Source organism: Gordonia sp. NPDC003376 (assembly GCF_053589235.1).
The window spans coordinates 37429-49954 of record NZ_JBSFRM010000016.1 but is presented as its reverse complement, the minus strand read 5'-3'; the positions used below and the strand labels follow the sequence as shown (position 1 = coordinate 49954).

The window sequence follows — 12526 nt, the reverse complement described above, 5'->3', positions numbered from 1 at the left end:
CCGGATGCTGTTCCATCGTCGAGCCGGCGCCGGGGAGCCGCTCGTTCTCTTGCATCCCCTCGGGAGTTCCCAGGCGGCCTGGGATCCCGTCTTCGACGACCTGTCGCAGGACTTCGACGTGATCGCCCTGGATCTGCCCGGATTCGGCCGATCGGCCGATGTCTCGGGTGAGCAGACGATTTCGGGTTTCGCCGATCAGGTGGAGAGGTTCTTCGTCGAGTCGGGCGTGCACCGACCGCACGTTGCGGGGAACTCGCTCGGTGGCGGAATCGCGCTCGAGCTGGGCCGAAGAGGAGCCGTCCGCTCGGTGACAGCGGTCTCGCCGATCGGCTTCTGGTCGGGTGCAGAACGGACCTACTGCAGGCTTCTCCTGAAGGCGATGCGCGCCGGGTTGCCATTGGTTCGAGGTCCGCTGCCCCGGTGGATGGAACATCGGTCGCTTCGCGTGCTGCTGTTCGGGGTCATCTACGGCAAACCGTGGCGCGCCGACTCCCGGGAGTGCCTGCAGGACGTCGATTCGATCCTGGGCAGCAGCGGATTCGACCAGGCGATCGCCGCGATGGGGGGCTACGCGGCACCCGACCAGCAGGAGATCGTCGACACCCCGGTCACGATCCTCTGGGGCTCAAGGGATCTCGTCCTGCCGGTGTGGCAGTCGTGGCGAGCTGGCCGCAGACTGCCGAACGCCCGAGTCCGGCGGCTCGGGGGATGCGGGCACGTCCCTTTTCGCGACGACCCCGCGCGCGCGGCCGAGTTGATGCGTGCCGCCTGCCGAGAATGAGACGCCCGCCGAGACCGAGCCCCCGCCGCTCTGGCCGGATGCGGCCACGACGGACACCGCGTCGGCGGGTTGTCGACGCAACCGCCGCAACAATCGATCTTCTCCCGGGAGCAAGGAAGAAATGTGAACACCATCGCCGAGCGCCGCGAGGCGCTGCAGAAGCGGTTCCCCACCTGGTCCCCGCGCACCCTCGACGGCTGGCTCGACGCCTGCGCCGAGCAGTACCCCGACAGAGACCTCGTCGTCACCGACGAGCGTGTCCTCACCTACGCCGAGGTCGTCTCGGAGTCCCGTCGGCTGGCCGACGGTCTGGTGGCCCTGGGTGTCGGCAAGGGGGACCGCGTCGGACTGCTGATGGCCAACCACGCAGAGTTCGTCACCCTCAAGTTCGCGATCGCCCGCACCGGGGCGGTGGCCATCCCGTTCAACTTCCTGTACCGCACCGACGAACTGCGGTACGTGTTGGCGCAGTCCGCATGCAAGGTGTTGATCACCACCACCGGGTTCGCCGGACTCGACCACGCAGGGATGCTCGACACGATCGTGCCCGGGTGGGACGCGTCGGGATTCGCCGAGCGCGCCGCCGTCGGCGGCGATGCCCCGGATACGCTGCGTCACGTCGTGCTCGTCGGGCGGCCCGACGATCCACCGCGACAGGTCGCCCTCACCGGTCGCGTGCTCGCCGAGATGGGTGCGGCCAACGCGGGCGCGTCCGCGGACGCCGGGCACGGTCCCGACGATGTGTCGGATCTGCTCTACACCTCGGGGAGCACCGGCTCGCCCAAGGGGGTTCAGGTCACACACGACGCGGTGCTGCGAACCGGCTACGCGTCGGCGCTGACCCGCGCCTACGAGGATGGTCGTCGAATCCTCTTCTCGCTTCCGTGTTACCACATGTTCGGATACATCGAGGGGTTGCTGTCGGCGACCTATGTCGGTGGCGCGGTGATCATGCTCCCGTCGTTCAGTGCCGAGGGGTACCTCGAGGCGATCGAGACGCACCGGGCCACCGACATGCTCGTCGTTCCGACGATGGCCGTCGCACTCGTCGAGAGTCCCAGACGACTGGAGACCGACCTCTCGAGTCTGACGGCGATCCTGTGCGGTTCGGCACCTGCGCCGGTGTGGCTGTGGGAGCAGGTCGAGCGCGAGTTCGGGGTGAGTGAGATCGTCACCGGCTACGGCATGACCGAGTGTGGCGGCGCGATGACCCTGACGCTCCCCGAGGACGGCCTGATGCTGACCTCGACCACGGTCGGCCGACCCAAGATGGCCGGCTCCGCCGGTATCGGTCACGAGCACACCCTCTGCGTGTATCGCACCGTCGATCCGGCGACAGGTGAGGTCCTGCCTGCGGGGGCGGTCGGAGAGCTCTCCTCGTCCGGTCCGACCACGATGGTGGGCTACTACGCCAAGCCCGAGGAGAGCGAGGGAGCGCTGATCACCGAACCGGCCACCGGGACGACCTGGCTCCAATCCGGGGACCTCGGCCGAGTCCGCGCGGACGGTTACCTCGTCCTGACCGGCCGGAGCAAGGAGGTCTACAAGTCCGGTGGCGAATTGGTGATGCCGAAGGAGGTCGAGGAGGTACTGGGTGCCCATCCCGGCATCAGTCAGATCTTCGCCGTCGGCGTCGTCGACGATCGGTGGGGTGAGATCGGCTGCGCCGTGGTGGTCCGTGCCCCGGGGCCGGATGGCGATGCGCTCACCGCCCAGACCGTGATCGCACACGCCAAGGAGCATCTGGCGCGGTTCAAAGTGCCCAAGCGTGTGGTGTTCCTCGAACCCGATCACCTGCCGACCACGGCCACCGGTAAGGTCCAGAAGTTCAGGCTCGTCGAGCTGGTCTCCCGGGAATCGGTCGAAAGGGTGGGAAACGTTCCACCGATCATCTAATATCTATTAGAATATGAGCGAAGTCGGCCCCCTGTCCACCGGCGGTGCCGCCGACGCGGCGCAGGCTGCCGGCGAGGTCAGACATCAGAGCAACAACCTTCGTCGCGGTGGTGGGGGTGCCGTGCCATCCCTTGCCGAAGTCGTATCGGAAACCTATGTTCCACTGGAGTTCTCGCGGCGTCGGTCGGGGTCCGGTGAGATCCAGGTGGCGACCTTCAACTGTCACGACCTCACCATCGTGCGGTCTGTTGCCGACCCGTGGCGAGCGCGCCTTCGGCACCAGGACGCCGAGTCCGGTCGGGCCGTTGTCGTCTTCGTGCAACGGGGTGCCGTGCTGCACACGCAGGGCCCGGCGCCGTCGGTCGTGGGACCGGGGGGAGTGGCGGTCTGGGACAGTTGCCGAGATGCCGAGATCGATGTCCTTGCCCAGGTACACAAGCTGGCGGTGGTCGTTCCCCGGAGACGTCTGCTCGAACTCGACCGGGGTGTGCCTGCGCCGTGTGCGCCCTCGGCTCCCGGACTCCGCCTGTTCACCGGCTATCTAGGCACGCTGCTGACCGATCTGCACCACATGACGCCCACGCAGCGTCGTGGTGCGGCCGAAGCGCTGACCAGCCTCGTCCGGCTGGTGCTCTGGCCACACCCGGATCGGGTCTCCCTGGCCGGGCCGAGCCTGGTCGCAACCACGACGGAGTGGATCGACAAGCACCTCTACGGCGAACTCGATCCGTCGAGAATCGCGGCGGCTCAAGGGGTCTCACTCCGCACACTCCAGGCGGCCTTTGCCGAGGCCGGGCAGACCGTGTCGCGTACCGTCCTTGATCGCCGGTTGGACGAGGCGCACCGAGTGCTCTCGCGCGAACCGTCCATCCTGGTCTCCGAGGTCGCGCGTCTCTGCGGCTTTCGCACGGCTGCACATTTCACGCGGTCATTCCGTACGCGATTCGGCACGACGCCGAGTGAGGTCAAGGGATCGCATGCGCGAGACAGCCGGACGCGGCTCTCCTGAGCGGTGACCCGAACGGGAACGAGCGCGCATCGGGCCGTCCGGGGAGCTGCGGGCGGACCGAAGGCGCAGATGTCCACCGGCCCGGGTGTCGGTCTCCTCACCCGGGCCGACCGTGGTCCGCGACGGCTATCCGGTCTTGATGTTGCGGCGCGCGCTGGCCTGATCGCGCGGCTTGAGCACGATCAGGTCGAGGTTCACATGCGGTGGCCGGGATGCGACGAAGCCGATCACCTCGGCAACGTCGTCGGCGACCATCGGCGTCAGGCCCTGGTACACCGCGTCGGCACGTTCCTGGTCGCCGTCGAAGCGCACCAGCGAGAAGTCGGTCTCGACCATGCCCGGGGCGATCTCGGTGAGCCGGATCGGCTTGCCCAGCAGCTCGAATCGCAGCGTGCGGTGCAGCACGCCCTGTGCGTGCTTGGCCGAGGTGTAGCCGCCGCCGTTGTCGTAGGCCTCGAGCGCGGCGATGGAGGTGATGGTCACGATCAGGCCGTCCCCTGACGCCTCCAGCGCGGGCAGCAGGGCCTTGGTCACCCGCAGGGTGCCGAGCACGTTGGTCTCCCACATCCAGCGCCAGTCGTCGAGATCGGCGGTGGCCACCGGATCGAGTCCCTTGGCGCCGCCGGCATTGTTGACCAGCACCGACACCCTATCCAGGCCGTCGACGAATGCGGCCACCGAATCCTCGTCGGTGACGTCGAGTTGCCTTCCGGTGCCACCGATCTCGGCGGCGAGGGCCTCGACCCGGTCGACCCGGCGGGCGCCGAGGACGACGTGGTATCCCTGCCCGGCGAGCGTGCGGGCGGTGGCGGCGCCGATCCCGGAACTGGCCCCGGTCACCACGGCGACCGGACGGGTGTCGGAGGAGGACGGTGCGGACGAGGCAGCGGCGGACGAGGCAGCGGCGGACAAGGCGGCGTCGGGATCGGTCATGGTCTCAGAGTTTACGGCCCGTGGCCAGGGCACCGGTCGGACGCACGTTCGCCGGGGACGGGACACCCGGACTCGCTGATACATTCGTCGCATGCAGGCAGTGGTCCCGGCGACGCTTCAGGTCACCTCGACCCCGGCGGCGTTGGTGCTGCAGGCGATTCGGGTCGGCGCGCCCATCACCCGTGACACGATCGCCGCGGACACGAAGCTCTCCCCGGCGACGATCAACCGTCAGATCGTCGCCCTCGCCGACCTCGGCTTCGTCACCGAGCGACGCGACCTGGTGCATCACGGCGGGATCGGCCGACCCAAGAACCCGCTCACCCTCGACCGCGACGGCCTGTGCGTGGCGGGTATGCACATCGGTGCCCGCCGCACCCTGCTCGCCCTGGCCGACCTGGGCGGACGCACCCTCTACAGCCATGCCGTCCGCACCCCTGACGGTCCGCCGGACGCCGCGGTGGACGCGTTGTGCGCCCAGCTGCGCACACTCGCCGACCGGTTCTCCGGCCGTCGGCTGCTCTGGGGCGGGGTGGCGCTGGGTGGTCGGGTCGACACCGCGACCGGCGTCGTCGACCATCCGGTCCTCGGCTGGCGCAAGGTGCCGCTGGGTGAGAGGCTGGCCGAGACGCTCGGTGTCCCGGTGTCGGTGTGTGAGCACGTGCAGGCGATGGCGGCGGCCGAATTGCTGCTCGGTTCACCCCGCAGCACCGACGAGTCCGGACTTTTCTTCTATGCGCGCGAAACCACCGGTATGGCCGTCACGGTCAACGGTCGGGTGGTCGTCCCGGCCCGGGGTGCGGGCACCATCGCGCACGTGCGGGTCGACGCCCCGGTGCTCGGTCCGGGTCCCGCGACGTTGCAGGGGGTGATCGGCGTCGCCGCCGCCGCCCGGGCCGCCGAGCGGCTCGGGGTGTCCCCGGACGCATCGTGCATCTCCGACGAGCGGGCCCGCATCCTCGGGGAGGTGGTCGCCGGATTCCGGGACGCGTTCAATCCCGACACGGTGATCGTCGCCGGCGACGCATTCGCCGCCCATCCGCAGGGGCTCGCGCCCGTGCAGGCAGCCTTCGACGCCGCGTCCCGTGCGGGCTGGCCGTTGGAGCTGACCCCGTCGCGGTTCGGCCACGCGGTGCAGGAGAGCGCAGCGATCGTGGTGGCGCTCAGTGTGATCTACGCCGACCCGATCGGGGCGATGACCTGATCGCCCCGACGCGTTCGCCCCGCGTTCGCCGGTCGCGCGGTCGGCGCCTACGGTGAACGCCATGTCGACTCCCACACGTGAGGTGAGCGCGCACCTCGACGTCACCGTGCAGGCGCCCACCGAGCTCGAGATGCAGATCGCGGTCGCGCATCTGCCCGGTCTGACCATGACCGAGACCCTCGAGATCACCGTGGACGGAACATCGATCACGCCGACCGAGATCGTCGACGACCACGGTGGCCGCATCCATCGGCTGACCCTCGACGCCGGGTGGCTCGCCATCGACTACCGTGCATCGGTGACCACCCCGGCCGAGCCCGTCTCGGTGCGGGCCACCGACCGCTCGATCTACCTGCGGCCCAGTCGATATGCCGAATCTGATACTTTCTTCGGTTTCGCCGCGGGCCAGTTCGACGCGGGTCTGCCACCGCGGGAACTCCTCACGCAGGTCACCGATTTCGTCACCCGGCGGCTACGGTACGTGCCCGGGGCCAGCGACCCCATCGACGGGGCGGCCGACACGCTGCTCGCCGGGGCCGGGGTGTGCCGGGACTATGCCCATCTGGTGATCGCGCTGTTGCGGGCGCTGACCATTCCGGCCCGGCTGGTGGCGGTGTACGCGCCGGGATGTTCGCCGATGGACTTCCACGCCGTCGCCGAGGCGCTCATCGACGACGAGTGGGTGGTGGTCGACGCGACCCGGCTCGCACCGCGACAGACGATGGTGCGGATCGCCACCGGACGCGACGCCGCCGACACCGCATTCCTCGACAACCACGGCGGCGCGATCTCCCTGGACTCCTACCGGGTGGACGCGGCGGTGCACGGAATCCTGCCCACCGACGACCATCACCGGTGGGTTCACCTAGGCTGAACGGGTGCGCGCACTGACGTGTCCCATCTGCAATGCCCTGTCGGGCTTCATCAACCAGACCTGCCCCAACTGTGAGACCACCGTGGGGGTTCACCTACCGAGCCGCTCGCTCGTCGTCGCCTCCGAAGAGGGGGTCGAGATCGACGGGAGGCGGTGGGAACGCTGCTCCAACTGGGAGCGATTCGGCTGCAACTGGATGACGCCGTCGGAGTACACCGACGCCGACGCCGGCATGCGCGGGCTGTGCTTCGCCGACGCCCTGGTCCGCAGGCTGCCCGACCGGTCCGACACCATCGCGATGGAAAAGATCCCGCCCACACTGGCGGATCTACGGCTGCTGGTCTATCAACTCGTCGACCTGGGCCTGCCGGTGGAGCCGCACTGGCGCACCGAGGGCGGGCTGGCCTTCGATCTGTTGTCGAGTCTGTCGTCGCGGGATCGCGTGATCATCGGTCACGCGAACGGCGTGATCACCCTCGACCTCGCCGAGACGCTCGACGCCTACCGCGAACGCCTGCGGGTGCAGCTCGGTGAGCCGTACCGCACGATGCTCGGCCACTTCCGGCACGAGGTGGGCCACTATTACGAGCACGTGTTGGTCGAGACCGGCGACGGTACCGACATATACCTGCAGAAGTGTCGACAGATCTTCGGTGACGAGCGCGCGAGCTATGCCGACGCCCTCGACCGGCACTACCGGCAGGGGCCGCCGGTGGACTGGCACGAATCGTTCATCTCCGAGTACGCGACGATGCATCCGTGGGAGGACTTCGCCGAGTGCTTCGCCCACTACCTGCACATCACCGGGACCATCGACACCGCACGCGAATCCGGCCTGATGCTGGAGAAGGACCAGGTGCGGTTCGCGATGGACCGTGACATCGTCCCGTTGGAGTCCTACGCGGACCAGCCGGTGGAACGCCTTCTGTACGACTGGAAGTGGTTGTCCACCATGTTCAATCGCGTGAACCAGGCGATGGGTCGCCGACCGCTCTATCCGTTCGAGATCCCCCGTCCGGTGGTGCGCAAACTCGGGTTCGTGCACCGGGTGATCCGGGAGAGCGCGGCCCGCGTACCGGTCACCGATCCGCTGGTGGTGTGACGCGCCCGTGGACCTGACATCCCGGCCGGGGTGTCGGGTCAGGCCGAACGGGTGCGGAGGGCCTCGGCGCGGCGGGCTGCGACGTACGTCAGTACTGCCGCGACCGCCTGCGGATCGTCGATCCGGTACTGCGCCAAGGTGCTTCCGGTGCCCACCTTGACGCTGATGTCGGTGTCGGGCCGCAGATGCGCAAACGCCTTCTCGTCGGTGACGTCGTCGCCGAGATAGAGGACGACGTCGGCGCCGGATCGGTCCCGCAGCAGGTCGAGGGCGATGCCCTTGCTGGTCTCGATGACGGCGAGCTCGATCACCGCCTTGCCCTCGGTGGCCTCCACCCCGTCCCACGACGCCGGACCCCGTCGCGCCCGCGCGAGTGCGGCGTCGGCGTCATCGGCGGTGGCATTGCGGACATGCAGGGCGGTGCTGACCGGTTTGGTCTCCACCGTCACACCCGGGTGATCGGCTGCGATGGAATGGAATTCGCCGACGACACGCGACAGCAGATCGCGGTGGTCGTCGGTGATCTCCTGCGGGAATCCGGTGTCGAACTCGCTGCCGTGGCTGCCGATCAAGGCGATCCCCGACGCGCCCAGCCCCGACAACCGGGCCAGGTCGGCCAGGGCCCGGCCGGAGATCACCGCGACCGGCGTCCGGTCGAGCGCGGCGGCGTCGAGGAGCGCGGTCCGTGACTCGGGGATCGGGCGGGCGTCCTCGGGACGGGACACGATGGGGGCCAGGCAGCCGTCGAAGTCCGACGCCACCAGCAGGACCGAGACCGTGGCCGCCTGCTCGAGGGCGGCGGCCAGATCGGCGGGGATCAGATCCGGGCGGGCGGGGTTCGGGCTCATTCCTGCGGCGCCCCGGGGTCGTCGACGACCGGCGGACTCATCAGGTGCAGACCGCGATCGGCTTCCGACTCGGTGGATGCCGCCTCGGTGAGGGTGTCGAGGAAGCTCGCCGCCCACTTCGCGACGTCGTGGGTCAGCACCTGCCGGCGCAGGGCCCGCATCCGGCGGCGGCCCTCCTGCGGGGTCTGCGTGACGGCCGCCTCGATGGCATCCTTCACGCCGTCGAGGTCATACGGGTTGGCCTGATATGCCGACCGCAATTCGGCTGCGGCACCGGTGAATTCGCTCAGCACCAGCGCGCCGCCGAGATCGCTGCGGCAGGCCACGTACTCCTTGGCCACCAGGTTCATGCCGTCGCGCAGCGGGGTCACCAGCATGACGTCGGCGGCGACGAAGAACGCGATCAACTCGTCGCGGGGGACCGGGCGGTGGAGGTACTGCACCACCGGCTGGCCGACCCGGGAGTAGGTGCCGTTGATGTTGCCGACGAGTTGCTCGATACCGGCCCGCATCTGGATGTAGCTCTCCACCCGCTCGCGGCTGGGGGTGGCCAGCTGCACCATCACGGTGTCGGCGGCGTCGATCCGCTTCTCGGCCAGCAACTCCGACAGCGCACGCAGGCGGACGTCGATGCCCTTGGTGTAGTCGAGACGGTCGACGCCGAGCATGACGGTCTTCGGGTTGCCGAGCTCGCGGCGGATCTCGGCGGCCCGCTTGCGGATCTCGCGGGAGCGGGCCTTGGTGTCGAGCTCACCGGAGTCGATCGAGATCGGGAACGCACCGACGCGTACGGTGCGGAATCCCACCTGCACCACACCGAAGCGCGAACGTACCCCGACGGTGCCCTTGCTGGTGGCCTGCCCGGCCAGACGACGCGCGAGATAGAGGAAGTTCTGGGCGCCGCCGGGCAGGTGGAAGCCGATCAGGTCCGCTCCGAGCAGTCCCTCGACGATCTCGGTGCGCCACGGGTTCTGCATGAACAGTTCGACCGGCGGGAACGGGATGTGCAGGAAGAACCCGATCTTCAGGTCGGGTCGCAACATGCGCAGCATCTTCGGCACCAGCTGCAGCTGGTAGTCCTGCACCCATACGATCGCGCCCTGGGCGGCGGCCTTGGATGCGGCCTCGGCGAAGCGGCGGTTCACCTCGACGTAGGTGTTCCACCATTCGCGGTGGTATTCGGGTTTGACGATGACGTCGTGGTACAGCGGCCACAGCGTCGCGTTGGAGAAGCCCTCGTAGTATTCGGCGATCTCCTGCGACGAGAGCGGTACCGCCTGGATGCCGATGCCCTCGACCTCGGGGTTGTCGTCGGAGTCGGCGTTCCCCGACCAGCCGACCCAGGCGCCGGTGTGGGAGCGGAGGATCGGCTCGAGGGCGGTCACCAGCCCGCCGGGGCTGCGTCGCCAGTGGACCTCGCCGTCGGGGCCCACCTCCTTGTCGACCGGCAACCGGTTGGCGACCACGACGAATTCGGCGCCGTCGGCGGGGATGCCGCTACCCGGTGTGGGTGCGGTGGCCTCCTCGGCTGTGGCGTCCTCTGCCGCGGGGGCGTCGGGGGTGGTGGACTCGGGAACCGCTCGGCTGTCCGAGGTCACGACTCAGGCGTTCTCGCCCGGTGCGATCCCCAGCATGGCCAGCAGCATCCGGCATTCCTCGGCGTCGGTGGCGTATGCGGCGACGACGCGGCGTGCCGAGTTGGCGGTCTCGTCGGCTACCGGCTTCAGCTCTTCATCGGCGATGTCGGTGGTCTTGGCTGCCATCATGTCCCCTCGGTCGGTGCCCCGGGCGCGGGGCGGACGCTGTCGGTCGGATGTCGGTGCGCGCCCGTGGCCGGCCGAAGCCGTCCATGAGGCGCGGCGACCCGTGATGCGGGTCGTGCGACACCACATTCTACCTGTTCGGTGGTGATGCGTTCACCGGCGACGCCACCGGCCCCAGTTCGGCGGGACCAGCCTGGGGGTGCGCAGACTGCGGGCGACGAACTCGCCGAGGGTGACGCCGGCGGCGAGCGCGCATCCGATGGCGAGGGCACTGGCCATCCAGGTGAACCCCTCGAGGGTCTGCTCGTTGAGAATTCCGTAGAGCCCGCGATAGGCGGCGAGCCCGGGGAGCAGCGGGGTGATGCCGGCCACCGCGACGACCAGCGGTGGGGTCAGCGCGCGGCGGGCGAGCAGACCACCGAGCAACCCGACGCACACTGCGGCCACACCGGAGGAGATGACGTCGCCCACCGGGATGAACGTCGCCCCGGCGGCCACGCCCACACCGATCGCACCGGCCAGGAATGCCACCGGCAGTGCTCGGCGTTCGGCGTAGCTGGCGAGCGCGAATGCCATCGCGGCGACCGCGCCGGCGGCCACCCGGATGGGGACCTCGACCGCGGCGAACTCGGTGGACGTGGTGATGGTGGGCAGGTAGATGCCGAAGGCCTCGAGCATCCGCAACGCCATGCCGACACCGGCGATGATGCCGCCCGTCATCAGCAACAGTTCGAAGAATCTGGCGACACCGGTGATCGGGGCTCCGGTGATGGCGTCCTGCACCGAGCCGACCAGCGACAACCCCGACAGCAACACCACGATCCCGGCGGCGATGACCTGCGACGGTGCGATGGTGACACCGAGGTCGCCACCGATCTGGAAGACCAGCGCGGCGGGGACCACCGCGATGAATCCGCCGGCGACCTGCTGGAAGAACAACGGTGTGCCCAACCGGTTGAGCCACCGGTTGAGCGTGACGGTGGCACCGGTGGTGACAAAGGCGATCACTGCCACCAGCGGACCACCGCCGAGCAGGACGGCGACGGCCGCCGCCATCAGGCCCCAGGCCGCGGTCGCCACCGCATACCGGTAGGGGTGTGGGGCGTCGACGATCTTGTTGATCATGCGGTGTGCCGTGGACGGGGCGATCGCCACGTCGCGGATGTTGCGGATCAGTCGGTCGACCTGGGCGAGGCGGGTGAAGTCGAGGGACCGGTAGCGCACCGTCTGCATCGCGGTGATCGGGGGCAGCGTCGGCCCGCGGCGGGCGCTCACCACGATCGTGTTGTAGGTGACGTCGACGTCGAGATCGGAGAGTCCGTAGACGCGCGCGACGAACCGGATCTGGTCGGCGGTGTCGATCGCGCCGGTCCCCGAATCGAGGAGTACCGCACCGATCTTGGTGGCGAGGTCGAGGACCTCGGTGATCGACGCGACGTCGAACCGATCGATGGGCCGGCGCGGCGCGATCCGGATGGTGCCGGGTTCGATCGTGTCGATGGTCGCCTTGCTGGTGCCGGTGAGGCGCCGCAACGCCGTGCGGATATACTCGCGCAAGCAATGCCTCCTTAGCTCAGTGGTAGAGCACTCGCCTTGTAAGCGAGCGGTCGTCGGTTCAATCCCGACAGGGGGCTCCAACACACTGTGCACGAATCGGTGGCTCCGCGGTCCGGTCGGGGTCTCTGGGTCGGGGTCCGGAAGGCCAACGACGTGCCCCGGGCCGGATGTTCCGAGACGTGCGCGACCTCACGCGGTCGCATGGCCGACGGTCGAGCCGGGGCCGGCGGGTCATCTGTTGAGTGGCACCCCCCGACGATGATCGAGCCGGGACCGAGCCCGAGGGGCGAGGACCCGTGTCGAGATCTCTGGAGTTTGGGTTGGGGGGGTGACTGCTTCGGGTGTTCGGTCTGTGGGGCGCTGGTGGTCGGTCATCGGTTGGGTGGTGTCATCCCAGCGGTGATCGAGCCGGGACCGAGCCCGAGGGGCGAGGACCCGTGTCGAGATCTCTGGAGTTTGGGTTGGGGGGTGACTGCTTCGGGTGTTCGGTCTGTGGGGCGCTGGTGGTCGGTCATCGGTTGGGTGGTGTCATCCCAGCGGTGATCGAGCCGGGACCGAG

Annotated in this window: 11 protein-coding genes and 1 tRNA gene; 7 read left to right on the top strand and 5 right to left on the bottom strand. The window is 69.0% G+C overall.

Annotation, left to right across the window (positions count from 1 at the left end; genetic code table 11):
• The first annotated feature begins 4 nt into the window (after nt 1–4).
• The 3 genes from ACWDUA_RS16490 (at nt 5) to ACWDUA_RS16480 (ending at nt 3686) form a co-directional block, all read left to right on the top strand.
• Nucleotides 5–781 carry an alpha/beta fold hydrolase gene (locus tag ACWDUA_RS16490; protein WP_449752076.1) on the top strand — a complete coding sequence of 259 codons (777 nt, stop codon included), beginning with the start codon at nt 5–7 and terminating at the stop codon, nt 779–781.
• 123 nt (nt 782–904) lie between these two features.
• Nucleotides 905–2677: a class I adenylate-forming enzyme family protein gene (locus ACWDUA_RS16485; protein ID WP_449752075.1), complete on the top strand. Its 1773-nt coding sequence runs from the start codon at nt 905–907 to the stop codon at nt 2675–2677.
• 13 nt (nt 2678–2690) lie between these two features.
• Nucleotides 2691–3686: an AraC family transcriptional regulator gene (locus ACWDUA_RS16480; protein ID WP_449752074.1), complete on the top strand. Its 996-nt coding sequence runs from the start codon at nt 2691–2693 to the stop codon at nt 3684–3686.
• A 126-nt stretch (nt 3687–3812) separates the two neighbouring features.
• Here ACWDUA_RS16480 and ACWDUA_RS16475 read toward each other — a convergent pair whose 3' ends face one another.
• The gene (locus ACWDUA_RS16475) at nt 3813–4619 is read right to left on the bottom strand and encodes an SDR family NAD(P)-dependent oxidoreductase (RefSeq protein WP_449752073.1); all 807 of its coding nucleotides are present in this window, start codon (nt 4617–4619) and stop codon (nt 3813–3815) included.
• A 91-nt stretch (nt 4620–4710) separates the two neighbouring features.
• Between ACWDUA_RS16475 and ACWDUA_RS16470 the strand changes: the two genes are divergently transcribed.
• From ACWDUA_RS16470 to ACWDUA_RS16460, 3 genes are all read left to right on the top strand, one after another.
• Nucleotides 4711–5823 carry an ROK family protein gene (locus tag ACWDUA_RS16470; RefSeq protein ID WP_449752072.1) on the top strand — a complete coding sequence of 371 codons (1113 nt, stop codon included), beginning with the start codon at nt 4711–4713 and terminating at the stop codon, nt 5821–5823.
• 61 nt (nt 5824–5884) lie between these two features.
• Nucleotides 5885–6697, top strand: a complete 813-nt coding sequence (locus ACWDUA_RS16465; RefSeq protein WP_449752071.1) for a transglutaminase-like domain-containing protein — start codon at nt 5885–5887, stop codon at nt 6695–6697.
• A gap of 4 nt (nt 6698–6701) precedes the next feature.
• Nucleotides 6702–7799, top strand: coding sequence for a zinc-binding metallopeptidase family protein (locus ACWDUA_RS16460; protein ID WP_449752070.1), 1098 nt, complete (start codon nt 6702–6704; stop codon nt 7797–7799).
• Nucleotides 7800–7837: 38 nt separating this feature from the next.
• Here ACWDUA_RS16460 and otsB read toward each other — a convergent pair whose 3' ends face one another.
• The 4 genes from otsB to ACWDUA_RS16440 form a co-directional block, all read right to left on the bottom strand.
• On the bottom strand, nt 7838–8647 hold the full coding sequence (otsB, locus tag ACWDUA_RS16455; RefSeq protein ID WP_449752069.1) for a trehalose-phosphatase: 810 nt from the start codon (nt 8645–8647) through the stop codon (nt 7838–7840).
• Entirely contained in the window at nt 8644–10140 is a 1497-nt protein-coding gene (locus ACWDUA_RS16450; protein ID WP_449752147.1) for an alpha,alpha-trehalose-phosphate synthase (UDP-forming), read from the bottom strand. The genes otsB and ACWDUA_RS16450 overlap by 4 nt, the downstream gene beginning before the upstream one ends.
• Nucleotides 10141–10248: 108 nt before the next feature.
• Entirely contained in the window at nt 10249–10410 is a 162-nt protein-coding gene (locus ACWDUA_RS16445; RefSeq protein ID WP_169798187.1) for a hypothetical protein, read from the bottom strand.
• Nucleotides 10411–10563: 153 nt separating this feature from the next.
• A complete protein-coding gene (locus ACWDUA_RS16440; RefSeq protein ID WP_449752068.1) occupies nt 10564–11967 on the bottom strand; it encodes a threonine/serine ThrE exporter family protein in 1404 nt (467 codons plus the stop codon).
• Nucleotides 11968–11972: 5 nt separating this feature from the next.
• Between ACWDUA_RS16440 and ACWDUA_RS16435 the strand changes: the two genes are divergently transcribed.
• Nucleotides 11973–12047, top strand: a tRNA-Thr gene (locus ACWDUA_RS16435).
• The last annotated feature ends 479 nt before the right edge of the window (nt 12048–12526 follow it).

Bases quoted from the DNA above. Each gene is read 5' to 3' on its own strand.
- ACWDUA_RS16490 (WP_449752076.1), top strand. From the start codon at position 5: ATGCTGTTCCATCGTCGAGCCGGCGCCGGGGAGCCGCTCGTTCTCTTG.
- ACWDUA_RS16480 (WP_449752074.1), top strand. From the start codon at position 2,691: ATGAGCGAAGTCGGCCCCCTGTCCACCGGCGGTGCCGCCGACGCGGCG.
- ACWDUA_RS16475 (WP_449752073.1), bottom strand. From the start codon at position 4,619: ATGACCGATCCCGACGCCGCCTTGTCCGCCGCTGCCTCGTCCGCCGCT.
- ACWDUA_RS16470 (WP_449752072.1), top strand. From the start codon at position 4,711: ATGCAGGCAGTGGTCCCGGCGACGCTTCAGGTCACCTCGACCCCGGCG.
- ACWDUA_RS16465 (WP_449752071.1), top strand. From the start codon at position 5,885: ATGTCGACTCCCACACGTGAGGTGAGCGCGCACCTCGACGTCACCGTG.
- otsB (WP_449752069.1), bottom strand. From the start codon at position 8,647: ATGAGCCCGAACCCCGCCCGCCCGGATCTGATCCCCGCCGATCTGGCC.
- ACWDUA_RS16445 (WP_169798187.1), bottom strand. From the start codon at position 10,410: ATGGCAGCCAAGACCACCGACATCGCCGATGAAGAGCTGAAGCCGGTA.